This is a genomic window from Furfurilactobacillus milii, from assembly GCF_021654115.1.
Classification (GTDB): domain Bacteria; phylum Bacillota; class Bacilli; order Lactobacillales; family Lactobacillaceae; genus Furfurilactobacillus; species Furfurilactobacillus milii.
Genome location: NZ_JAIWJF010000008.1, coordinates 66772 through 90569, shown reverse-complemented (window position 1 = coordinate 90569; position 23798 = coordinate 66772). Strand labels below are relative to the sequence as shown.

20 protein-coding genes are annotated in these 23798 nt (G+C 43.3%); 5 read left to right on the top strand and 15 right to left on the bottom strand.

What is annotated here, in order from left to right; genetic code table 11:
- Positions 1-199: 199 nt before the first annotated feature.
- Entirely contained in the window at positions 200-919 is a 720-nt protein-coding gene (locus LDK34_RS10250; RefSeq protein ID WP_178942648.1) for a Bax inhibitor-1/YccA family protein, read from the bottom strand.
- Between the two features lie 233 nt (positions 920-1152).
- Between LDK34_RS10250 and LDK34_RS10245 the strand changes: the two genes are divergently transcribed.
- Positions 1153-2349: a multidrug effflux MFS transporter gene (locus LDK34_RS10245; RefSeq protein WP_236941813.1), complete on the top strand. Its 1197-nt coding sequence runs from the start codon at positions 1153-1155 to the stop codon at positions 2347-2349.
- 87 nt (positions 2350-2436) lie between these two features.
- Here the strand turns inward: LDK34_RS10245 and murC are convergent, their stop codons facing one another.
- From murC to ytpR, 3 genes are all read right to left on the bottom strand, one after another.
- Positions 2437-3771: a UDP-N-acetylmuramate--L-alanine ligase gene (gene murC / locus LDK34_RS10240; protein WP_017261682.1), complete on the bottom strand. Its 1335-nt coding sequence runs from the start codon at positions 3769-3771 to the stop codon at positions 2437-2439.
- Between the two features lie 104 nt (positions 3772-3875).
- Positions 3876-6341 carry a DNA translocase FtsK gene (locus LDK34_RS10235; protein WP_178942650.1) on the bottom strand — a complete coding sequence of 822 codons (2466 nt, stop codon included), beginning with the start codon at positions 6339-6341 and terminating at the stop codon, positions 3876-3878.
- 242 nt (positions 6342-6583) lie between these two features.
- Positions 6584-7225, bottom strand: a complete 642-nt coding sequence (ytpR, locus tag LDK34_RS10230; protein WP_178942651.1) for a YtpR family tRNA-binding protein — start codon at positions 7223-7225, stop codon at positions 6584-6586.
- Between the two features lie 142 nt (positions 7226-7367).
- Between ytpR and LDK34_RS10225 the strand changes: the two genes are divergently transcribed.
- Positions 7368-7709, top strand: a complete 342-nt coding sequence (locus LDK34_RS10225; RefSeq protein WP_017261679.1) for a hypothetical protein — start codon at positions 7368-7370, stop codon at positions 7707-7709.
- Between the two features lie 140 nt (positions 7710-7849).
- Here LDK34_RS10225 and LDK34_RS10220 read toward each other — a convergent pair whose 3' ends face one another.
- The 5 genes from LDK34_RS10220 to LDK34_RS10200 all read right to left on the bottom strand — a co-directional run bounded on the left by LDK34_RS10220 (position 7850) and on the right by LDK34_RS10200 (position 13215).
- On the bottom strand, positions 7850-8833 hold the full coding sequence (locus tag LDK34_RS10220) for an alpha/beta hydrolase (protein ID WP_236941812.1): 984 nt from the start codon (positions 8831-8833) through the stop codon (positions 7850-7852).
- Complete coding sequence (locus tag LDK34_RS10215; RefSeq protein ID WP_178942653.1) at positions 8823-10175, bottom strand: PTS sugar transporter subunit IIC; 1353 nt, start codon at positions 10173-10175, stop codon at positions 8823-8825. Before LDK34_RS10215 ends, LDK34_RS10220 begins: the two co-directional genes overlap by 11 nt.
- 279 nt (positions 10176-10454) lie before the next feature.
- Positions 10455-11120: a tRNA (guanosine(46)-N7)-methyltransferase TrmB gene (gene trmB, locus LDK34_RS10210; RefSeq protein WP_178942654.1), complete on the bottom strand. Its 666-nt coding sequence runs from the start codon at positions 11118-11120 to the stop codon at positions 10455-10457.
- Between the two features lie 144 nt (positions 11121-11264).
- Positions 11265-12485: an ABC transporter permease gene (locus LDK34_RS10205; RefSeq protein ID WP_178942655.1), complete on the bottom strand. Its 1221-nt coding sequence runs from the start codon at positions 12483-12485 to the stop codon at positions 11265-11267.
- A complete protein-coding gene (locus LDK34_RS10200; protein WP_161003320.1) occupies positions 12478-13215 on the bottom strand; it encodes an ABC transporter ATP-binding protein in 738 nt (245 codons plus the stop codon). Before LDK34_RS10200 ends, LDK34_RS10205 begins: the two co-directional genes overlap by 8 nt.
- A gap of 363 nt (positions 13216-13578) precedes the next feature.
- Here LDK34_RS10200 and LDK34_RS10195 point away from each other — a divergent pair, with 363 nt between their 5' ends.
- The 3 genes from LDK34_RS10195 to LDK34_RS10185 all read left to right on the top strand — a co-directional run bounded on the left by LDK34_RS10195 (position 13579) and on the right by LDK34_RS10185 (position 15394).
- A complete protein-coding gene (locus LDK34_RS10195) occupies positions 13579-14013 on the top strand; it encodes an HIT family protein (RefSeq protein WP_178942656.1) in 435 nt (144 codons plus the stop codon).
- 3 nt (positions 14014-14016) lie between these two features.
- Positions 14017-14277, top strand: a complete 261-nt coding sequence (locus tag LDK34_RS10190; RefSeq protein WP_017261672.1) for a hypothetical protein — start codon at positions 14017-14019, stop codon at positions 14275-14277.
- A 205-nt stretch (positions 14278-14482) separates the two neighbouring features.
- Entirely contained in the window at positions 14483-15394 is a 912-nt protein-coding gene (locus LDK34_RS10185; protein ID WP_178942657.1) for a peptidylprolyl isomerase, read from the top strand.
- 139 nt (positions 15395-15533) lie between these two features.
- On the opposite strand, the gene LDK34_RS10180 is transcribed toward LDK34_RS10185, so the two are convergent.
- The 6 genes from LDK34_RS10180 to LDK34_RS10155 form a co-directional block, all read right to left on the bottom strand.
- Complete coding sequence (locus tag LDK34_RS10180; protein ID WP_236941811.1) at positions 15534-16508, bottom strand: 3'-5' exoribonuclease YhaM family protein; 975 nt, start codon at positions 16506-16508, stop codon at positions 15534-15536.
- A gap of 59 nt (positions 16509-16567) precedes the next feature.
- Positions 16568-19078, bottom strand: a complete 2511-nt coding sequence (locus LDK34_RS10175) for an ATP-binding protein (RefSeq protein WP_178942659.1) — start codon at positions 19076-19078, stop codon at positions 16568-16570.
- Positions 19079-19081: 3 nt separating this feature from the next.
- Positions 19082-20320, bottom strand: coding sequence for a metallophosphoesterase family protein (locus LDK34_RS10170; RefSeq protein WP_178942660.1), 1239 nt, complete (start codon positions 20318-20320; stop codon positions 19082-19084).
- Between the two features lie 120 nt (positions 20321-20440).
- On the bottom strand, positions 20441-20785 hold the full coding sequence (locus tag LDK34_RS10165; RefSeq protein WP_017261667.1) for a YlbF family regulator: 345 nt from the start codon (positions 20783-20785) through the stop codon (positions 20441-20443).
- A 115-nt stretch (positions 20786-20900) separates the two neighbouring features.
- On the bottom strand, positions 20901-23033 hold the full coding sequence (locus LDK34_RS10160) for a PBP1A family penicillin-binding protein (protein ID WP_420871576.1): 2133 nt from the start codon (positions 23031-23033) through the stop codon (positions 20901-20903).
- A 298-nt stretch (positions 23034-23331) separates the two neighbouring features.
- Positions 23332-23784, bottom strand: a complete 453-nt coding sequence (locus tag LDK34_RS10155; RefSeq protein ID WP_178942662.1) for an arginine repressor — start codon at positions 23782-23784, stop codon at positions 23332-23334.
- Positions 23785-23798 lie beyond the last annotated feature (14 nt).

Genomic DNA, 23798 nt, shown 5'->3' with positions numbered 1-23798 from the left:
TAAGTGAGCTCGATGCTGATAATTATCGACTGACTCTGATTTTGCTGGCGTAGTCGCGCCCCCTGTTCAAAAAACACTGACAAACAAAAAGCCGTGCCGACAACAATGTCAACACGGTTTCTAGTTATGATTTATTCGAGCATCTTATTCAAAAAATTAAAGCCCTGCTCATAGCATGATTTTAGTCATTCAGGTTTGATTAGTTGCGGTTGCTACCGTAGCCAAAAATCTGCAGAATGTAGATGAAAATGTTGATGAAGTCCAGGTACAACTGGAAGGCACCCTGAACGGCTAGGCCACTCAACGAAATCTGATTGCCGTACTGTTCATAAATTTTACGCATCCGTTGTGTATCCCAAGCGGTCAAAACAACAAAGACAGCTACGATAACAAAACTAAAGATGAAACTGATAAAGGATGAGCGTAAGAAGATATTAATCAAACTAACGATGAGAATCCCAATCAGTGCAAACATCGCCTGCGTACCAATCTTAGTCAAATCGCGATGGGTGGTTGAGCCATAAAAGGCCATTCCACCAAAGATAGCGGCTGAGGCAAAGAACGCAGAGAAGATCGTCGCACTCGCGTATTGTAGGAAAATGCTAGACAGCATCAACCCGTTGATCGCCGCAAATCCAAACAACATCGTCAGTCCTGCTGCCGCACTCCGGTTGGCCTTAAAGCTAGTGCCAATTACGAGTCCAAATTCAGCCACCACTAGAACAATTGGGAACCAGCGGTTAGCAGCAATAAAATTAAAGTATTGCTGTTGGAAGACAACGCCGGCAAGCACAGCAACGATTGCAGAAATCAGTACCGCACCACCCATATAACCGAAGACCTTACTCATGAAGGCTGATAAACCAGAAGCCTGTGAGTTCACCTCTCGGCGAGGTTGTTGATATTCATTGTTATTCACAAAAATCCCTCATTTCTTATTAATTAACTAATTGTCGTTTGACAAATACTGACTAATTCATGTTCAAGATGTATTTTAACAGATTTACCCAAACACGCAAGCGTTTTACCTGTGCAATACGCAACTTTAGAATTCCTTATAGATAACTGTCCATCCCCTCTAGTTTTTTGACCACAAGACGCTTAAAATTATGTCTACCTTGTTTTATAAACTATTTAGTGTAAGGAGCCATTATGCCAGTCGAAAAACAACAGACTGTAAAACCCAGTCTGTTCTTAACACTTTTATTGGGCACGCTATCTGCGTTTGGCCCATTATCCCTAGATATGTATCTGCCTGCACTGCCCCAACTGCAAGCTAGTTTTCACACCAGTTCAGCAGCGGTTCAAGCAAGTATCAGTGCCTGCCTCATTGGCATGGCTGTTGGTCAGTTAATTATTGGCCCGTGGAGTGACCGGGTTGGGCGACGGAAACCCTTATTGATTGGGTTGGTTGTCTTCACACTCACTTCGGCGGCACTTATCTTTGTCCATAATATTGTGGTCTTTCTAGTTCTTCGTGTTATTCAAGGCCTTGCTGGTGCAGCTGGTCAGGTGCTATCGCGAGCAGTAGCCAGAGATCTTTTCTCCGGGCACCGATTAACTACTTTCTACGCCACGTTAATGTCCATCAACGGAATTTTCCCAGTTATCGCTCCCATTTTAGGAGCTGTTCTAGTAAGTTTCTTCCCGTGGGAATCAGTATTTGTAACATTAACAATTGTTGGCATCTTACTCGTCATTGCCAGTGCCTTCGGTCTGCCAGAGACAGCTACTAGCATCGGCGGGCCTGTTGAAAAGCTCGATTTCAAGAGCGTTTTTTCAAACGGACGCTTTATGCTCAATGCAAGTCTGTTAGCACTTGTGTATGGTGCTTTGTTTACATACATTGCAGATTCTTCGTTTATCTTTCAGCAAGACTATCATCTGAGCACAACTGCTTTCAGTATTATCTACGCTATTAATGGTCTAGGAATCGCACTGGGAAGTAAAATTGTCGGCCGTGTTTCTGAATTCCTAAACGAGCATCAAATTGCCCAAGTTGGTTTCCTAGTCCCTCTGATCGGGTGTGCCATCCTAATCGTCAATGCATTAACAATCAATCAGCTCTGGCTGTTCGCAGTCGCTTTGTGGTTTGTCGTTTCATCAGTTGGTTTCAATAGCACTATCACCACTGCTATTGCTATGGAAAGCACAACTAAAAACATTGGCACAGCCTCAGCAATCTTAGGTACTCTGTCTCAATTAGTCGGTGGTGTAGCTTCGCCGCTAGTCGGTTTATTTGGCTCCCACACTGCTTACCCAATGATTATTCTTATCTCAATTTTTGAAGCCTTAGGATTAATCTTGCTACACTTTAGTCACTCAACAACTAGCAACAAGGATCTATAAAAAAACATGGACAAATAAAAATACCGTTACGAATTTAACTTCGCGATGGTATTTTTGTTTATGTCTAAGAATCGTATTTAATCAACATTAACCATTATTCAAGCTCGTGTTACTCAGAAGCGTTTCGTACTCACGTTCATACTTCTGAACGTCACCAGCCCCCATAAAGATGGCCACAGCGTCATGATAGTCCAGTAAAGGTGACATATTATTCAACGTCAGCACTTCGCCACCCTTGGTAATTTTAGCACCTAAATCAGCACTGGAGACATCCCCAGTCTTTTCACGGGCAGAGCCAAAAATATTCGTTAGGTAAACTTTATCTGCCAAATTAAGGCTCTTGGCAAAATCATCCATCAACGCGATTGTCCGCGTAAACGTATGCGGCTGGAAGACAGCAATTAATTCCTTATCAGGATACTTTTGACGGGCAGCATCGATTGTTGCCTTGATTTCTGACGGATGATGAGCGTAATCGTCGATGATTGTCATATCGGCAACTTTACGTTCTGAGAAACGCCGTTTGACACCCTGGAAGGAAAGCAATTCCTTACGTAAATCGTCCATATCCACTTTTTCAAAGTGAGCAACGGCGATAACTGCCAAACTGTTCAGCACATTGTGTTCACCAAATAACTGAATTTCAAAGTTTCCGATAAATTCATCATGGATATAAACATCAAAGTTTGAACCCTTCGTAGTGCGTTTAACATTACGGGCCTGAATGTCATCTGTATCGTTAACCCCGTAGTAATAAACTGGGACTTTAGCCGTAAGCTTGCGCAGTTCTGGATCATCACCCCATGCGAAGATTGCCTTACCAACTTGACCAGCAAATGTTTCAAAGGCACTGTAAACATCGTCGATGCCCTTGTAATAATCTGGGTGATCAAAGTCAATATTCGTCATGATGGCATAATCTGGGTGGTAAGCCAAGAAATGACGACGGTATTCATCAGCTTCAAAGACAAAGAAACGTGAGTTAGGCGTACCTTTACCTGTACCGTCACCAATCAAATAACTGGTTGGTGCAATGCCACTCAAAACATGTGAAAGTAAACCAGTTGTGCTGGTCTTACCGTGTGCGCCGGCAATCCCAATACTTGTGTAACCCTTCATCAATTGGCCTAAAAATTCGTGATAACGAACCACGGTCAATCCCAATTCTTTGGCACGAACAATTTCCGGATGAGTATCAGGGAAAGCATTCCCAGCGATAACGGTTAAACCGGCATGCAAATTGTCTGGATTAAATCCATAAATCTTAATGCCAGCCTGTTCCAAAGGTCGTTGTGTAAAGGTGTACTGCTCAATGTCAGAGCCTTCAACACGGTCCCCACGATCATGTAAGATTAATGCCAACGAGGCCATTCCTGACCCTTTAATACCAACAAAGTAATAAGTTGTGTCTGTGTTATCCATGAATAATGGGCTCCTTAATATTACAAACTATCTATATTTTGTAATGAACAAATCTAATGTAACAACATTAATCGTTAACAATCAAGGTTCTTTACAGGTTTAAGCTAATCTTCATCACTCTTTTTTAACTTATCCGGTGTCAGGAAAACTTCTCGGGGTTTAGAACCTTGTTGAGCGGACACATAACTGTGACTTTCTAATTGGTCAACCAGGTTTGCTGCACGGTTATAACCAATAGAAAAGACGCGTTGCAGTTTGGAAGTAGAGACCGTCTTCTCATTCGCAACGTAACTCAGAACATCGGGCCATAAATCGTCTTGATCCTCAGCGGCAATTTCTGTTGCTAACAATTGTTTCGGTTCGAAGGCATAATGTGGCGCCATCTGCTCGCGGACAAAATCAGTTACGGTGTCAATTTCATCATCAACAAAGGTACCCTGTAGTCGGATTGGTTGACTCTTGCCATTACCGAGGTACAGCATATCTCCTCGTCCCAGCAAACGTTCAGCACCGGCTGTATCTAAAATTGTTCGTGAATCAACCTGACTAGATACCATAAAGGCTACCCGTGTCGGAATATTGTTTTTAATCGTTCCAGTAACAACATCCACGGATGGCCGCTGAGTGGCGACCAGTAAGTGTAATCCAGCAGCACGCGCCTTTTGAGTAATTCTGGCGATGTAGTCTTGCACCTCTGAGGCGGCGACCATCATCAGGTCAGCCAATTCGTCAATGATAATCACGATATAGGGCATCTTCTGTTCGGGATGACCACTTGCCATGGCCTTCTCGTTAAATTGTTCAATGTTACGGGCACCACCAGCAGCAAGCTTCTGGTAACGTTCTTCCATTTCATTAACAGCCCATTTCAAAGCGGCTGCTGCTGCTTGTGGTTCGGAAACTACTGGTGATAATAAATGCGGAATCCCATTGTATGGTGCCATTTCCACAGCCTTAGGATCAATTAAAATCAGCTTAACTTCCTGTGGCGTTGCCTTGTACATAATTGACATCAGCAAACTGTTGATGAACACGGACTTACCAGAACCCGTTGCTCCGGCAATTAACCCATGTGGCATGCTGCGCAAATCAGTTACCTGAGGCTTACCAAATAAATCAACACCCAACGCTACTGTCAGTGGTGACAAACTGTTCTGGAACACATCAGAACGCAAAACCTCAGACAGCATAACTGGCCGAGATTTCAGATCAGGAATTTCAATTCCAACCGTTGATTGACCGGGAATTGGCGCTTCAATTCGAATATCTTTAGCTGCCAAAGCCAGTTTAAGGTCATCTTGTAAATTAGTGATCTTGTTTACCCGAACCCCAGGACCAAGGCTAACCTGAAATTGGGTAACAGTTGGGCCAACCGTGTAATCAACCACTTCCCCATCCACGTTAAAGGCGGACAAGGTACTGTTCAGCACATCAATTTGTTTCTCAATCCAGGCATCCAACTTAGCTTCGTCACGCAGTACTGGCGGCTTAAGTAAGTCCAAACTCGGAAAATGATACGTCATTAAGCCCTTATCACTTTCAGATGCGTACGTCCGACCAGAAAGCTGCGCAACCGTTTGCCCAACGGTCTGCGTGCTATTATTCGCTTGAGCACTTTCTGGAACAGGTCGTTGATCCAACCCTTCCGTCGTCTTATCAGAATCAGCATGATCATGATTAAACAAAGCCAAGTCTTTCTGACCATTTTGCTCTTCATTCAAAATATCAGCTAATCCATGACCAAGGGCTGTTTGCGAACGTGCAACTGGTGAACTTGTTGCGACCGTATCACTGTCAGTTGCATGAGAAGTAACATTGGCCATGCTCTGCGCTGAATGCTCCTTACTACTTGCGACGGATTCCTGCAGAGCAGCGGAGTTATCCGAATGTTGAATACTTTTCGTCTCATAACTGTCATCTTGATGGCTAGTTTGTGTCGAACTTACCGCATTCGTTACCTGCACTACTATTTCAGAAACGGCAGAATGAGCCGAAGCGGCACTAGTTAACGACTGACCAGAATCCTGATGAGCAACTACCTCAGTGCTTGAAGCACTATTGCTTGGTTCACGTTTCGGTGATGTTGTCGCCAAATCTGAACTTGTCGATGCATCCTCTGTTTTGTGTGACCAGTCATCTTTACCCCAACTGCTGGTTGCCTTATCAGGGGTTGCAGAATATGCTGCGGATGCTGGCGCAAATGGTTTATTCAGTGCAGATACGTACTGCGTATCAGGAGCAGCCGACTTAGGCTTGGGTTGCCATGGGCGTCGACGAGGACGAATTGTCTGTTCAAGAGCTCGCGCCTGCTGGGAAGCATACATGCTTGCAGTTGCACGATCTATTTGAACCTCATCATTACCGAAACGAACTGGCGCACTAGTTGGTGTTCTGTCTTGACTACCGTTGGCAGAAGACGTCTCCTGTCGATCCTCAGACACGCGCTGACTACCGCCACTTTGCCGGTCAGTACCACTAGGTGCGTGTAGAACATGATGCCGATGCTGTTTTATTCTTGTTAATTCTTCTGGATGTTGCCGGAGAAACGCCGGACCATCGTAATGTTTCATTGAATCACCTAAGTCAAATTATTGAGTATCGTTTTCAAACAGCCATCTCTGCAATCCACTAATTTCAAATCAAATCGGATTCTAAGTTAACGTCATCACTATTCGTGTAACAACGGTTCATGAACCTAACTTGAATTTAAAAATTTGAACTAGCAAAAGAGGAGGCCTCTGCCCCCTCGCACCCTTATCATGCAATTCAAACTTCTAAAACATGAAAAAGGACTAACTAATAATTAAATGCATTACACAAAAAGCTTATTGCCGCGTTTAAAGTCAAACCGATCACCGACTTTTGCAAAATCGTCTGGTAGAATCAGTGCCCCTTTTTCCTGAGGTGCATTCTGCAAATGAAGCTCACGACCACTAGTAATCATACCATTTGAGGAAACGCCCCGCAATTCGCCAGGCCAAATGATTTCACCGTTTGGCATCACTGCACCAACTTTGGCAACAACAACATAAATATGTTCCTGCATGTTTGGCGATCCACTCACGATTTGCAGCGTTTCATCATTGTCAACACGAGTTTTTGTTACTAACAAGTGATCAGAATCAGGATGCTTCGTTGTTGATTCTACATAACCAACCACAAACTTTGGCGTGCGGTCAGCAACTAAAACTGTAGCGTCAAACCCAGCTTGTTCAACTGCTGCCTTTAAGGCATTGATTTGATCATCCGACAATTCAATTGGTCCATTACCGGCGATACTCTTGTCAATATGGCTAACACCAATAAAGTTAAAACCCAAGGTTGTATCGGTTTTAGGATCATAGATACGCGCAATGTTCTGGTTGGTTTCCACAGATTGCTCCGCCACATTGGGAGCCAAAATGACCACCAGTACATCTGGGGATGCTTGCTGGTTCATACTTGCAATTAACATGTTCTTCCTCCGAATATAATGTCGTTATTAAAGTTTAGCCTCTTGCACCTACGTGGTCAATCGTTCAGACAACATTTTCCTGTTTTCCTAAAATGGTGTACACTATGAGCAATTCATTTTGACCACAACTGGAGGGATTGCCTTGACAAACAATCAGCATTTTAGCCAATTAGCCATCTTAGCAGGACTGGGAATATCGGCCGGTCTTGCTCTTGGTGCGCTTATTCAGGATCTACATCTAAAGCGTCCGGATCGAATTTTAACGGAGGTTAAAACTTCCTTCCGTAAATCAGGCGCTCTTGATGGTGCTTGGATTGAACATCATCCTGTACCCTTTAAACGCTTTGCTGCTCAAACACTCGTCTATCGTGGCGGTGTCATCAAACATGAGGATGGTCAGCCTGTAGCTTACGAGTTTTTAGCCGATACTAAAACCGGCAAAGTGGTCGATGTTTGGAAGGTAACTTCACAACTCCAATCATAATCATGATTTTTAATAGCATGAAAAATTAACCGCATAAGATAGCGAAGAAGCCACCGAGATTAATCACAATCTCGGTGGCTTCTTCGCTATCGTGCTTCATCTACGAATACCTCAACCTAGTCTTACATACCATAGCAATTCTATTTTTTCTTACTGCTACCACTGCTTGATTGACTTGAAGATGGTTGATTATTGTCAGGATTATTATAATTGTTCTTCGATTTTTGATTAGTCGTTCCGTTATTCATGCGTGGTTGTCGCTCTTGGAATTGTAGCAGGTTTTGCGACATTAATGACACGATCTGTTTGTTTTGTGGCAAATCAGAATGTTCCGCGTCACTGCCTGTTACCGTGAGTTCTGTAAAATGCGCGACTTGATCTTGATAGACATATTTACCGGCGTACACACTATCAACGGGCACGATTCCGTCATTTGTGTAGTTTTCCGTACCAGCAACCAAATATACATTTAATGAAGATGGCAATTTATTACGGTTATCGACCATGTCATCTAACATAGCGACCCGTTTGCTCTGATCTTTTTCTTCGAGATTAAACGGTGATCCCAGCATCATCAATTCGTGCATTTTAAACTTAGACTGATTGAAATAGTTTTCTAAAAACAATGTGTATATCAGCCCACCGTTAGAATGACCAAACCCAGAAAAGTTGTTAAAATTGTACTTTTTGGCTAAATAGTTAAAAGCAATGTTAAACCATCTGGCCTGCTTTTTAATGTTTGTATAACCATCATGATTATTTTCAAACGCAACGACGAAAAACGGCGTGTTGTCACCGGCCCGAACTTGCCCCGTGACTTGGAGGGTATCGTTTTCCTTAACCGTAATTTTAACAATGCTGTGTTGAACTGGCGTCGACTTTTGACCACCCTGAACATTTTTGGCCACACCCTGACCTGAATTGATTGTTTTAAACAAATCATCAAAACGGTTTTGTCCAGCCGACGATCCAGGAATAAAAATAACTGGCGACATTTGGGATTGTCGAATGGCTCGCGGCTTAGTGACTGAGCTCTTGACCCACGGAATCGTGAAACAAGTCACTACAATGACAAATACAAACAGGCCGCCGACAAATAACCATCGTTTGATTTTATTGGTCATTTTGATCACGTCCCGTCTCTGTCTTATGACTCCGCTCACGCGTTATTAATAATGCCTGCAGGCGATTCCCGTTTTTAACAAACGGTATAAAGAAAATAATGTCCAAGAAAAAGAGAATAATCGCCACAACTAATGTGGCAATATCACCACCCGTGCCCGCATATCCCTGAAGAATCCCCGGAGTCGTCCACGGAATTCGATAAACTGCTGGTGGAATAATACGCGATTTAATCAACACCGCCCCAACCAACATATTGAATACAGGAACAATCAGCATCGGCAGCAAATAAATTGAATTAAAAATCATTGGCAGACCAACCAGCCCAATCCCCGACATATTGGATAACGTTGGCAGAAGTCCACGATAAGCGACTCGTCGTTCACGATGGACGATTCCAACCAGTAAAATCGCAATCATCAAGGCCAACATGCCACCCACGCCACTAATATTGCCGAACACATCATACAGAGTATGTAAGGTAATTGGGTACGGTGCACCAAACGATGTATGATGCGCTTGTGAAAATTGATAATTTGCACCGGAGTATGTCGTAAAACCAGTTAATCGCGGTTGCGCGATTGGACTAGCCAGGCCAAAAAACATTAACAAATTACTAATTACAGCCGATGCCAGAATAGCAAAAACATGCGTTGTCGCCTTGCCCAAAGTAAGGGTCGCAATTCCCTCATTGAGGATGCCAAGCGGACCAGCCGCAGTTATCAAACTTAAGCTAAAGCCGATGCCCACAAACAAAATAATTACGATTGCCAACGGAAAAAACATGCGTTGAGAACGCGAAAAAAGTCGGTCATCCTCTGTTACAACCTGATGACTGGAAAAGTGATTGCTGAAAGGAATTCGGAATATTAAGCCCACAATGATGCCAGTCACAAACGCCAAGAACAGACCACGCAAGCCAAAATTATCAAATAAGAATAAGTTATCCGGACTTCGATAATCATAATTTAGAATAATGTACGCTGCACCACTGGCGAGTCCAGTCGTCATTTTGTCTTTGTGAAAAAACTCTGCATAGTAATAACCCACAAGATAGGCTGCGCAAATACTGACAACCACATTTAGCATGATGACTAAATCACTCAGCGAGTAACCGACCTCAATTAATGCACTACCAGCACGTTTGAATTGAAAAATTTGATAGTAAAAACCATCAGGCCGCAACCACGCCTCATCGATCCAACTCAGTAAGACGTCCATTAAAACAAACGGAAACAAAATGGTTAACGAGTGCCGAATAACAGAAGTCATTGGTCTGTCTCGCAAAAATAAAGCTACTTCTGCGTTACGTATATGAAAATCTTTTCCAAGTTGTTTCATCATTACAGTCACGTCCTCATAATGTGTCACGTTCTTTATACCGCTTGCTCTGTCGACGTGCAAGCGGTAACCGTTTTTCGTGATAATCAAAAACGAGCTGCGACATAAGTCCGACTTGAGAACAAGCATTAACGAAAAACTGACCTATTCCCGAACTTGGGGAATGGGTCAGTTTTGGGCTAAGCGGAATTCTCAGGACTTTGGAGCGCGATATTGCTCACATTATTCGTTCCAAATAAACTGATGTCGCAACTTCTTTTGATTTCTAATTCGACTAACTGGTTATTTAGCCTTGTCTGGCATTTCAACGACGAGTCGATAAATGGGTTGGCCCTTCGCCGAAAATTTTTGTTCGTATTCTGTCTCAATGTTTTCCAGCTTACCATCACTAGCCGCAATGTCTGCATGTAGATCCAATGAAACTTCAGTTAGTCGCAACCCAAATGTCGTCATGCTCATGAGTGAATACTCAAATAGATGGCGATTATCAGTTTTAAATTGAATCTTACCATTGTCACGCAGGACAGCCTTGTAACTGGCAAGGAAAGTTTTGTACGTCAAACGGCGCTTTTCATGCCGGGTTTTCGGCCATGGATCAGAAAAATTTAAGTAGAGTTGATCAACTTCACCTGGCTCAAAGAAAGTTTCAACACCATCGCCATCTGCCAAAACCCACTGTAAATTATCTAACGCTTCTGGCAAAGACGTCTTTAAGGCCGCTGCCAAGACTGACTTTTGTAATTCAATACCGACAAAATTAATTTCTGGATGGGCTTTTGCCATGCCAATCAGAAACTGACCCTTACCGGTGCCAATCTCTACTTGTAACGGCTGTCGCTGTTTAAAACGATCTTGCCAATGACCTCGGTGAGCAGCAGGATCTAATACAATGGCTTCAGGGTTTTCAGCAATAAGATCGTCCGCCCATGGTTTGTTTCTTACTCGCATATAAAAGGTTCTCCTTGTACTGTGTTTAATAATTATGTGATTTTCGGATAATGAGTTGCTTGTTGAGCACACCAAACTGTCCTGCATTTTGCATTGTGAATGGCGCTTTGAATCTAGTTTTTTTACTTTATCAGTAGCTTAAGCCTAGCTTTTTCTCAACCGCCAACCGCTATACCAGCCAATAAAGATAATCAATTCAGCCGCCATCGCAACGACATCAATCAGAAGCCGCAGCCATGACCAGTTGACCGCAACATCAACGATGACAAATAAAACGGCGCAAATTGTCAAAACGTCAGTTAAAACTGTTTTGAAAGCTGACAACTGTTGTCCTTTAGTAACTGGAAACAGATGAGTAAATACCTTTCCCTCATACTCGCGATAGAAAGGCAACAATTGAAAACCAATCAAATAGATCGCCAGCAGCATCACAACAAGGCTGGCCCATTGATTAGTCAAAAAGATTAAGATGATCATTCCCATAACTGTCAATCGTGTGATGAGTCCAAACGTATCGCTATCACGGCCAAGCCCTCGCGTAAATAGGAACAAATACGGATTGGTCGAATGACCGATAACGAGCTTCCACAATGGGTCTAAATAGCGTCGTCTTCTAACCGTTGCCTTAACCTGTGGAACATCTGTAAATAGGTTAAAGAAACGATACAAAACCATCATGCGTCCATTTTCATTTGTAATTAGCGACTGCCAAGCCAACTGACCAAGTTGCCAACGCTTTCCTAAATCAGCAATCGAAGCGCTCAAAGCTAGCAAAGCTGCGATCAAACCAACCCAGACAGACACAAACAAACTGAGGCCAAAAATAACAATTGCGCCCAACCAGTTTACCAATCGAACTTGTGCAATCGAATGTTTTTCCTGTTGGACGCCTTGTTGTAGCTGCCAATTCATCCATGCTGCCTTAGTAATTAACTGAGTCATAATAAGGATGGCGGCTTCAAGCAACGTCATCTGGTCACCACGAGCTAAAAATGGTAATAAAACCACGCCAACCGCAATTTGAATGAAACTTGCCATTAACAAGCTATAATTGCGGGCATGCTTTAAATACTGATGAAGAGTTGTTTCTGCAGATAGCAAAAAGACGGCGTCAGCAGGTTCCAACAATGTTGCTAATCTTCCCATTTGTAGTGTAATAACTAAGATCAGCATGGTTAACCATGGTCCCCACCAGACACCTAGTGTTAACGTTTTTAATTCATTCTGGTAGGCAAATCCCAATGCCCCAAAGAAGAAAAACAACGCAATGACAAAGTGATCAGTAAAGACCAGCCGTAAATATTTCAATAGCTGACCGGCATGGCGTGATAAACGTTGGGAAAACAGTTTCTGCAAATCAGTCATTACGTTCACCATTTGCTAGTGCCAAATAAATATCATCCAGAGAACCACCTACGTCTGGGAAAGCGGCCCGTAACTGATCTAACGTCCCAGAAACCTTCACTTCACCCTGGTTTAGCAAGATGAATCGGTCACAATATTTTTCAGCGTTTGCAAGCACGTGTGTCGACATGAGGACGGCCGCCCCACGGCCACGTGCTTCCTCAATCAATTGAAGCAAGTCATGCACAGCAACCGGATCTAAGCCTAAAAACGGTTCATCAATAATAAAAACTTTCGCATTGGTCATAAATGCATTCACAATCATAACCTTTTGTCTCATTCCCTTAGAAAAATTGGCAGGAAACCAGTTCAACTTATTATCTAAACGGAATGTTTTTAATAATTCATGTGCCCGAATCCATGTTTTCTCAACATCTAAACCATAAGCCATCATGGTCAACGTGAGTGTTTCTTGAAGGGTTAGCTCATCGTATAACACTGGTAATTCTGGAATATACGCAATTTGCTGTTTGTACGCGGACGGATCTGTTTTGAGATCCACCCCGCCTAATTGGATATGTCCTCGAATTGGCGTTAACAAACCAATAATATGATTAATTGTCGTCGACTTGCCGGCTCCGTTTAAGCCAATGAGGCCGACCACTTCGCCGTCTGCAACGGAAAAACTGACATCTTTTAGTACTGGAACCTGCGAATAACCGCCCACTAAATGTTCAACTTCAATTCCCATAGTTATATCCTTTCAATTATTTTATCTACATTCATATTACTCTGTTATTCTGTTCCGATCATCGTGCCATGTTTAGACCAAGTCTCGGCGCGAATAAACGTTAAACTGTTACAACACTATTTTCATTGGTATTGGCGCTTATGTTTAAAAATGCTGTCCCTGATTATAGCATATATCCTCCTCAAAGACGGATTGCGCGGTGCAAGTGATTAACACACTTACGTCTCACAATCCTTTCCGCAGTCAAGACAGATGTGTATAATCAAGATAAGTGAAAAGATGTATAGGTGCATATGAGTCAAATCACGGATTGCTAAATCAAACGAAACATTTGCACCTTTACGTAAATGAGGAGGAACTGTAATGCTAGACGATAACTGCATTTTTTGTAAGATTATTAAAGGCGAAATTCCAAGCTACACGGTATATGAAGATGACGAAGTTAAAGCGTTTTTAGATATCTCACAAGGCACGCCAGGCCACACTTTGGTCATTCCTAAGACACATGTACCAGATATTTTTGCTTATGACGAAGATTTGGCACAACGTGTGTTTGCCAGGATTCCCAAAATTGCCCGTGCCGTCCGTGCATCAAACCCTAATATTGTTGCCATGAACATTGTCAACAACAACGGCAAGGTCGCTTATCAGTCTGTGTTCCACTCACACTTTCACATTGTTCCTCGCTATAGCGATGACGATGATTTCAAAATGATTTTTAAAGATAACAGTGATAACTATGATGATGCGGCCTACCGCAAAATTCAGCAAGACATCATGGCACATATGGAGGCGTAATCCATGTTTGCTAAACTAACTGCGCCTATTCGAGAACTCGTTGCTTCAGTTCAAGGCTTCACCACCGCACTGCATCGCTTGCAAAATAGTGTTTCGCAATTGTCTGAAACAGCAGCTAAAGCACAAGAAACGGTTAATGATATTCAGAAATCTGTTGAACAATTTCAGTTCAAAACAGCAGCTCACGAAAAAGTCATTCAAGAAAACTTGGACAAGTTGAATGATGACTTAGCCGCCATTAATCGTCACAAGGATAAAAAATAATGTTGTTTACATGCACTGATGCCTGCTACTTTGGCCTTAGTGCATTTTTTATTCAGTAGCTTAACGGCACCTTAACGCAAGTAAAAGTTTCCGTTAAGGCGGCAGCTTGTTTCTACATCGGCATTAATCTATGTTAATATAGCTTTTGTACGTTTCGCCATGTTGACATGGCAAACAAAAATCGAAATGGATGTGAATATTTTTTATGAAAAAATGGCTTCTTGTTCCAGCCGGTTTAGTGATGGCCTTTTCACTTGCTGCGTGTGGAAACAAAACTGTGGCAACGACCAATGGTGGTAAAATCACCCAGGACCAATACTACTCAAGTATGAAGACCACTAGTCAGGGCAAGCAAGTCCTGCAACAAATGATCATCAAAAAAGTGCTTGAAAAGAATTACGGTAGCAAGGTTTCAAGCAGTAAAGTTAACAAGCAATATGACACGGTTAAGAAACAGTACGGTTCAAGCTTCAACAGCATGTTGACCCAACAAGGGATGACAGCCTCCAGCTTAAAAGACACCCTTCGCATGAACCTGTTGCTAAAAGAAGCCGTAAAGAACGACGTTAAGATTACCGACTCTGACTTGAAGAAACAATTCAAGAGTTGGGAACCTAAGGTGTCGACGGCTGTTATCGTAACTAGCAAGAAAGACACTGCTACCAAGGCTATTGATGAATTGAATTCTGGTACCTCATTTGCTAAGGTTGCTAAGAAATATTCTGAAGACACCAGTACGAAGAATAAAGGTGGCAAAGTCGGAACGTTTGACAACGCCTCCACTTCAGTTGATGACAGTATTAAAACGGCTGCCTTCAAACTGAACAATGGTGAGTACACGAAGACTCCTGTCACAGACACGAACTCACAAACTGGGGCAAAGAGTTACTACGTTATCAAAATGTTGAACAAGCCTGCCAAGGGTACTTGGACACAACACAAACAAGCTCTAAAGGAACAAATTTGGAGCCAAGACATGGATACCAACAATGGTGGTACTGTCCTTCAATCCGTTATTGCTAAGGAATTGAAGAAGGGTAACGTTAACATTAAGGATAATGACTTGAAGGATGTGCTTTCACAGTACACTTCCACCTCATCATCTTCAGCAAACTAAGCAATTCAATCATTGAATTAGTTCATGCACGATAAAAGGCAACCTCATTTATGGGGTTGCCTTTTATCGTGCATTGAAGTTTGCCATCGAGTGAAGCATGGCTCATGATGAACGCGTTTTAATATTCAATAATGAAGCACTAATTATCCTCCGATTGACTAGTTTTGAGTGCTGTGGGTCTGTAAAAATTACGGCCATCTAACCCAAAAATTCGCTCAGAGAAATCACCAGGTTCAGTATGTTCAACTGCCGTACTCATCATTTGAATCGAAGCATCTAGTTCATCCAAATCATGAAGAACTTCCGCTTCTAACAAATGTGGTCGCACTGGCGAACCGTATTCCAATAAACCGTGATGTGCCAGAATCATGTGCCGTAATAACAGCATTTCTTCACTTTCGGGATCAAAATGCAGTTCCTGACAGACATTCACAATTTCTTCATCAATCAGGACAATGTGGCCAATCAAATTACCGGCCAATGTATAGGTTGTTGAAATGGGGCCCGACAATTCAATGGTTTTGCCCAAATCATGTAGAAGTGCTCCGGAGTACAGCAGCGAGCGATCAATATTTGGATGCAAATCAGCAACAGTCTTGGCTAGTCTCACAATTGAGATCGTGTGATAAGCTAACCCACCTGCAAATGCATGATGGTTTTTCTTAGCAGCCGGAAAATTATAGAAATCATCTGCATGGCGCTGAAGTAATGTTCGAACTACCCGATTCCACGTAGGCTCAGTGATTTCAAAAATAATATTTGAAACGGATTCTTCCATTTCAGCCCGCGTCATCGTCCCGTGGGCGACGTACTGGGACGGATCGTTGGGTTCACTGGTATTAGCTAACCGCAGATTCATAATTTTGAGTTGCGGATTTCCCTGATAAAGTTCCTTCTTGCCTCTAACCAAGACCACTTTTCCCGGTTCAAACGTAGCAATATCTTGATCTGTTGCATCCCAAAAATTACCGGACAATTCGCCAGAAGGGTCCTCAAACGTCATCCGAATAAATTGTTTTCCGTTTTTAGCCGTTCTTACATCTGCCCCTTTCAGTAACAAGAACAAATCAAATTGTTCATCTACCTGAAATGACAGCAATTGTTTTTCCGCCATATTCACGACTCCTTACGTTTATTTTGTCACTCCGAGACACACTATCAGTCATGCATTCGCTAAAGCTCAGTAATCTGATTGTCATCAAACGTAGTTAGTGCCCCTGCATCCGCAGTAAAGTAAATCACCTGAACCTGTTGAGCGAGCTCTTTCATCAAGTTAAACATTGCCTGTTTACGATGACAATCAAAGTCAACGAACGCATCATCAATAATCAATGGCATTGCCGTCCTGTCTGCCATGACACTGGCAAATCCAAGTCGAAGCGCGATATAGAGTTGCTCGGCCGTACCACGAGATAATTCAGTAACGTCGAAAACGGTTCCTTGAGACGTTGTTACTGTTAACGCCTCGTTAATAAACTCAATCTTAGTATAGTGCGACAGTGTTAACGTCGCAAAATATGTTTGCGCGCGCTTTACAATTGCTGGCAAACGGTCAGCAGACGCAGCATTAAGTGCCCCGTCGATCCACTGTGCACTTAGTCGGTCAACCAACCATCGTTGCGCAGTTTCGACCAGTTTAGTTTCCATGTTTGCCAAACGTTGCCGCAGTACTGGCATGGTGTCATCCTCACTTTGACGAGCAAACAGCGCCTGTTGATTTGCAATGTCTTCTTGTACCTGATCACGTTGCTCAATATCGCTTTGTAAATCTGCTGTTACTTCCATGTGGCGTTGGTCAACGGCTGATAGATCCTGATATGAAGTTAGTTTGGCTAGCCACTCCGGTGTCAATTGATTGCCAAGTGCCCGACGTTCCGCTGTTTGATCAGCTAACTGAAGTTGCTTTTGATATAAATTTTCAAAATCATTTGGCGTTTGTACATGATAACGTTGCATCACTTGTTGTAATGATGTCGTTACCTCACTTAATCTGGACTGTAAGTCACTATTTTCACGGATAAGTTGCAAGCGCTGCTGTGATTGTCCCTGCACAGTTGCAACGGCTAGTTCCTTTGCCGATGTATACTGTCGTGCCTTTAATAACGCATCTGCTGCTGACAAATTTGTTAGCGGCAATTGTGTCTCAGCAAACTGATACCCTTCAAAGAAGTGGTTGATATCAGCGTTCAACTGTTGAATTTTACTTTTTAATAAATCAATTTGATCCGTTAACTGATTTAATCGTTGAATGTCCAATTGTAAGGCTAACCATGTGTCCACCGGAAGGCCAGCCATATGATGTTGCTGGGTTAGCTCGGATAGGCTACTTTCTTTTGTTGCCGCCGTTCCATGAGCCTGTTGACCCCGAAACCAGTCCAAAACGTTGAACCAGCCACCAGCTATGCCAGCGATACCCAATAGTACAAACAACCATTTCACACCGCTACTCATTATCAGTCCAAGCAACAAAAGGACAAGACCGACGCCCATCATTAACCACTGTTCACGTGTCTTTGAACCATTTGTGGCCCGTTGCTGTCCAGCTTGAGTAAGTCGACTAACTTGCTCATATTCCGAATCATTTAGTGGTGTCGGCCACGGCGCATTAAATCGATGCTTTGCTACGATTTGATCCCGTTCATCACTTTGCTCAGAAACTTGCTGTCGACTATACTGACGCTCATGAATTGCCGTTTCAATCTGATCAAACGACGCAGCCTGCGACTTAAAGGCACTTTGATGATCAATATAGAATTGAACGTCGTGAGGCGTTTCTGCCGTCTGATCCTTTAGTTGAGCCACCTGACGGACTGACGTTTGCATCAGCTGTTCACGCTGTGTCTGCAGTTTTAAAAAGTCGGCATAATCTTCTGCCGTAATCAGTTTTTCATTCACATCCGGCAGACCATCTGACATGTCCCGGTACTTTTCAAAGACCGGCCACAACTGCTTAATTCTTGCTAACTCGTCCCGTTTACTCGTTAATTCTTTAATGTGGTCACCGAGTTGAGCAACCCTCTGTTTACCAGATAGAATGTCGTGTTGACGTTTGACGAAATCGGGATAGCTCGCTTCTGCCGCTTTAAGTTGCGCCTGCAAATCATGATAAGTTGTTAGCTGCTGATTTAAGGCGGGCTTTTGACCTCTAGGACGGTATAAATCGTCCGCATCTTTATCAAATTGCTCAGCCAGCTCAATCCACGATGTACTTCCGACTGCCCCAACACGTTGAACATTTGCCATCAACTCGGGTTGCGTCACAGTGGTCAAGAGTTGTAAACCACTCAGATCAAAATTAAACGTAGCATCGTTCAATGTTCGATCAACCGGTCCTAGCAATTGGTCCAATAGCTCGGGCGGCATCACTTGATTAGTGGTCAAATTTGTCAGCTGAATGTCGCCACCATTCTTACCCGAAGTACGACGCAGACGATATTGTGTTTGCTGGGCATCATCCACCGTAAACGTTAAGCTCCCACCATAGCCGGCACCCGTTTTCGGTAAGTACTGTTCAGCCGGATGTTTGGCCGTCGCAAAGCCGAATAACACACTGCTAACGAATTTTTGAATCGTTGTCTTTCCTGCTTCGTTTTCGCCATAAAAAACTTGTAGCTGAGGATTGACCGGAAAAGTTTTGTTTTGCCATTTACCGAAACCGTCGATATTGATTTCTGTAATATTCATCGATTACTCATTCCTTCCAGCCGCGTTGACTTGTCGAATGACAGCCTGTTTCAGATTTTCGCCACTATGAGCCAACGCGCTTGCAATTGTCGGCTCAGCAAAAAGTTGATCAGCAGTTTTAGCAATGTTTTCTGCCGCAAAAACCGAATCCGCAGCTTGATTCCAATAATGTTGATCCAATTGTGTAAAGTGTGTCGATTCACTGTCTTCATCTGCCAGTTGCAGATCCACAACCAGTTGGTTAGCTTCAGCTAATCGGGCCATTTCTTGGGATTGAAGTAAACTTAACAGACTCCCATTAGTCAACCGTTGCTTAGTTTCAGCGGCCAATTGATCTGTATGGATTAGTTTAAGATTCAACATTTCTAAAGACTGTTTAGTGGAATGTGTCTTCACTCGGTCAGCTAACTGACTTAACTGTTTGGCAATTGTTTGTTGCAGATCACTTGTGGCGGTGATGCTGGCACAGTCCACCGTTTGCCTGTTCCACACGACGGGGGCAACCGCATGAAAAGTTGGCACCAAACGACTTTGTTCCTGTTGCACCAGCACGTACCCCTTTTCACCAGTTTCGTTTATGTGGCGTCCTTGAATATTGCCTGGATAAATAATCCACGGTCGTTCCTCATGCAAGACCTGCCGTTTGTGAATGTGGCCAAGCGCCCAGTAATCGTAATGCTTGCTCATAAGCTCATCAACAGTAAACGGTGCATCGGTGTCATGTGGTCCTGGTTTGCCAGCAATTGAGCCATGCAACATGCCAATTTGAACGTCCGCTTGCGGATCGCGATCAGGAAATGTGGCCGCCATATCTGTGGTAACAACTCGAGTCGGATACGAAAAACCGACTATTTCAACTTTTGTTTGATCCCGCGTCGTCAGTTTAAAACTAGAAATTTCTTCACCAAACGAATGAACGTTGGCCGGCAGTTGTAGACCATCCGTTGCCGCATCCAGATAATCATGATTGCCATAACTTAAATACACTGGGATCTGTGCCTGATTCAATCGCTCCATCTCGGTTAAAAAGGCTGCCTGAGCGTTAATCGCACGTTCCTGACGATCATAAATGTCACCGGTAATTAAAACAAAATCGACCTGTGTGTCAATGGCGTCGCTAACCAACCGTTTAAAGGCCATTAGAGGCGATTCATAAATTCTTTGCCACAAAACATCCGGCAAATCTTTAAGACCCAAAAATGGACTGTCTAAATGTAGGTCAGCCGTATGAATGAACTTCATGCTGATGTCTCCTTTACCTCGGTACTTTTTGTTTAACGCAATACTCGCCTATCGCTTACTAAAAACAGTCTGGCAGTCACGGGACTAACCGTTACTACCAGACTGCGATATCGAACTTAATTATTTTCTGTATAAATCCTGAATTGGCTTAGTAATCACATTGTTGAGTTCGTTCAACAAGTTGTTAACAGCCTCTTCCTTTTGCATCAATGTTTTGATCTCTTCGAAGTTACCAACCTTCGTGGCTAACTCACGGGCGTTGTTCATTTCGTCTTCGCTCAGATTTTGACCTTGCATCTGCTTTTGTTGCAAACTCAATTGAGTTGACTGAAATTCTTGAAAAGTTTTATAAGCCTCATCGTTTTGCTTCATTTTATCGTAGGCATCACTCAGTGCTTGAAATTCGTCGCTTGCTTCTAGGGTCGTGGCCATGGACTTTGCGTCGGCCAAAATATCTGCTGCCATAAACGGTAGCCTCCTCATTTTTTAATTCCTTATTAGTGTACCATTTCCTTCAAAAGGAAACAGCTGTTCGCTTTGAAAATCTCATCAAATTTTCAATCAGTCAGTGCCTTATCGTTTAACGTCCTAGAACACCGGTGAACTGGTTCCAAAGATCGCCAGCTTTTTGAAGCAACGAATCGGCGCCCTTACCAATTGATTTGCCGACTTTACCAGCGCCTTGTTGCACCTCATCCCAAACGTTGCCACTTTCCGCTGAACTTTCAGTTGCTGCCAACGTATTGGCATCTTTAACGGTAAACGCCGTTTGTTTGGTATTCGGCAACATGCTCGTCATTTCGGCCTTGTAGAGCTGACTAACAGCTAACCCCTGGGGAACATCTAGATGATTCCCCTTATTAGTCTGGTCAAAGCCTTCCCAGTTAACCATGACTAGGTCCGGCGTGTAGCCGTCAACCCACATATCCGTGGTTCCAGTAGTGTCACCAACACCGTCCGCTTCGGTGGTACCGGTCTTCCCAGCCACTTGATAACCCGCTGGTTTGGCGTAGACACCGGTACCATGGGTAAATGTCCCCAACATCATACTGGTCATTTCGTTAGCGACATTCTTGCTGATAATCCGTTTTGGCTGATCGTAGTCATTATCTACGATGACTTTTCCGGAAGCATCCACAATCTTAGTAATAAAGTGAGCCTGAGTTAGCTTACCACCGTTGGCAAACGTCGTAAACGCTTGTGCCATCGTCTCAGGTGACACACCTTTCTTAATACCACCAAGCACCATTGCCAGGTTATTATCGGATTTATCCAAGTTAATTCCAAATCGTTGAACAGAGTCATAACCCTTTTGAACACCAATCTTGTTCAACAGCCAAACCGCTGGCGCATTGTAACTGTTTTGAAGCGCTTGATACATCGGCACCTCACCACGATAAGTATCGCCATAGTTACTTGGTGAATAATGATTAGCGCCATAGGATTGTTTCTTATCCTGCAACTCAGAATCATAATAGTAACCATTTTGAAGTGCCGGCGTATAAACAGCAAACGGCTTTATCGTTGAGCCCGGTGAACGCAATGATTGTGTTGCTCGGTTAAAGCCACGGAAGACGTGTTCACCACGGCCTCCCATAACAGCAGACACGCCCCCGTTATCAGGATCCATTGCAATGCTTGCTGCCTGAACCATTGTGCCATCGCTAGCGTTAGCTGGGAAGTTGGCGGAGTTCTTAAACAAGTTCTGCATGGTTGTTTGCTGCGTTTGATCCAAGGTTGTGTAGATCTTGTACCCATGATTCATGATGTCAGCTTCTGTTAGACCATATTTAGAAATGGCCTCATCAATCACTGCATCAAAGAAATAAGGGTACCGGTAAGAACTGTCCGGCGCATAATTATCTGTCGTCACTAAGGCTGTTTTTTGATAAGCAGTCGCGTCAGCCGATGAAATCTTTTTGTTGTCTGCCATCAAACCGAGCACGACGTTTCGCCGCGCTTTCGAAGCGGCTGGCTGATCAACTGGATTATAACCGCTTGGGGACGTTAACATCCCTGCCAATACTGCCGATTCCGGAACAGTTAACTGAGTCGCATGCTTACCAAAATATCGCTCAGATGCATCCTCAACGCCCCAAACACCATGTCCGAAATAAGCATTGTTGAGATACATTGCCAGAATGTCCTGTTTGGAATAAACGTTTTCAACTTCAATGGACAGGAAGATTTCACGTGCCTTACGTGTCACTGTTTGTTCCTGTGACAGGTAAGCGTTCTTAACCAATTGTTGAGTCAACGTTGATCCACCACCACTAATGTAATCTCGGTGAAGGAGCTTATTTCGAGCTAACAGAAAGAAGGCCCGTGCCAACCCTTTAATCGAATACCCGTGTTCGTGATAAAAATTGCGATCTTCTGTTGATAACACCGCGTTTTGAATGTTAGGTGAAATCTTATCTAATGAAACGTAAGTCCCTTTTTGTGAGTACAGCTCCCCGGCTTTTTGACTCTTCCGGTCGTAAATTACCGTTGGCTGCGACAATGCTGCTTTTAAATTACCAACATGGGCCGTCTTTGCCTCAAACGTAAAGTAAGCGCTCATCACGAAAATAACGCTTAAGATAGCCACAATAACCCACCGTGTGAGTTGAAAGCGACGCCAGAAATGACGGATGTGACGCCACATGGCATGCCACAAACGTCCTAACCACTGCATAAATGCAGAGTTTTTAAATTGTTTTAGGCCCTGCATAAAGGCGGAATCCCGCCAAGACTGACCGGAATCCGGATGCTGATTGCGCTTCATAAATTTGTACCCTTCTGTCTAAATTAATCCAGTGTATCGTACCACACTAAACCCTGGCGTCAGCGTTGAAATCGGCAGTTTTAACAATTTTTATTAGTCCGTTTATGAATGTAACCTGACAAACACGCATTTTATCCGTATGGATGATAAAAAGGTGATATTCAAAAACGTCGCAAACGTTCTCAAACATCACCTTTAATTTTGCTAACAATTAAGAAAGCATTAATCACCTAATATCCTGCTTTTAATGCTGATATGCTGCCCAACGGTCATGCAACCTGCTCGCTGCCTCACGGTTAGGACTGATAACTAAAATCGTATCATGACCAGCCAACGTGCCCGTTATAGCATCGTCATCCATGTCATCAATCAACGCCGCTAATGCGTTACCATCACTGGGCGTCGTTTTAACAACATTCATAAACTCAACTTGAGTGAAATCAATCACCACTTCACCAAAGCGTTGTTCAAAACGATTGTTCGACACGCCACTGGTCGTTTTTAAAGCCCGGTAGACTGCGTGTCCTTCCGCATTAGGTTCTTTGACAATATGCAATTCCTTCAAATCACGTGAGAGTGTGGCCAGTGTTACGTGCACATTCTGTGCAACCAACGCTTTTTGCAACGCATCTTGGTTAGTAATGTTAGCTGATTCAATCAACTTTACAATTACCGCTTGCCGTTGTTGCTTTTGCATGCGTGACCACCGCC

Excerpts from the sequence above, each read along its gene's own strand:
- LDK34_RS10215 (WP_178942653.1), bottom strand. The coding sequence starts at position 10,175 with ATGATGAAACAACTTGGAAAAGATTTTCATATACGTAACGCAGAAGTA.
- trmB (WP_178942654.1), bottom strand. The coding sequence starts at position 11,120 with ATGCGAGTAAGAAACAAACCATGGGCGGACGATCTTATTGCTGAAAAC.
- LDK34_RS10245 (WP_236941813.1), top strand. The coding sequence starts at position 1,153 with ATGCCAGTCGAAAAACAACAGACTGTAAAACCCAGTCTGTTCTTAACA.
- LDK34_RS10235 (WP_178942650.1), bottom strand. The coding sequence starts at position 6,341 with ATGAAACATTACGATGGTCCGGCGTTTCTCCGGCAACATCCAGAAGAA.
- LDK34_RS10185 (WP_178942657.1), top strand. The coding sequence starts at position 14,483 with ATGAAAAAATGGCTTCTTGTTCCAGCCGGTTTAGTGATGGCCTTTTCA.
- LDK34_RS10190 (WP_017261672.1), top strand. The coding sequence starts at position 14,017 with ATGTTTGCTAAACTAACTGCGCCTATTCGAGAACTCGTTGCTTCAGTT.
- LDK34_RS10195 (WP_178942656.1), top strand. The coding sequence starts at position 13,579 with ATGCTAGACGATAACTGCATTTTTTGTAAGATTATTAAAGGCGAAATT.
- ytpR (WP_178942651.1), bottom strand. The coding sequence starts at position 7,225 with ATGTTAATTGCAAGTATGAACCAGCAAGCATCCCCAGATGTACTGGTG.
- LDK34_RS10220 (WP_236941812.1), bottom strand. The coding sequence starts at position 8,833 with ATGACCAATAAAATCAAACGATGGTTATTTGTCGGCGGCCTGTTTGTA.
- LDK34_RS10175 (WP_178942659.1), bottom strand. The coding sequence starts at position 19,078 with ATGAATATTACAGAAATCAATATCGACGGTTTCGGTAAATGGCAAAAC.
- LDK34_RS10200 (WP_161003320.1), bottom strand. The coding sequence starts at position 13,215 with ATGGGAATTGAAGTTGAACATTTAGTGGGCGGTTATTCGCAGGTTCCA.
- murC (WP_017261682.1), bottom strand. The coding sequence starts at position 3,771 with ATGGATAACACAGACACAACTTATTACTTTGTTGGTATTAAAGGGTCA.
- LDK34_RS10155 (WP_178942662.1), bottom strand. The coding sequence starts at position 23,784 with ATGCAAAAGCAACAACGGCAAGCGGTAATTGTAAAGTTGATTGAATCA.
- LDK34_RS10205 (WP_178942655.1), bottom strand. The coding sequence starts at position 12,485 with ATGACTGATTTGCAGAAACTGTTTTCCCAACGTTTATCACGCCATGCC.
- LDK34_RS10160 (WP_420871576.1), bottom strand. The coding sequence starts at position 23,033 with ATGCAGGGCCTAAAACAATTTAAAAACTCTGCATTTATGCAGTGGTTA.
- LDK34_RS10180 (WP_236941811.1), bottom strand. The coding sequence starts at position 16,508 with ATGGCGGAAAAACAATTGCTGTCATTTCAGGTAGATGAACAATTTGAT.
- LDK34_RS10170 (WP_178942660.1), bottom strand. The coding sequence starts at position 20,320 with ATGAAGTTCATTCATACGGCTGACCTACATTTAGACAGTCCATTTTTG.
- LDK34_RS10165 (WP_017261667.1), bottom strand. The coding sequence starts at position 20,785 with ATGGCAGCAGATATTTTGGCCGACGCAAAGTCCATGGCCACGACCCTA.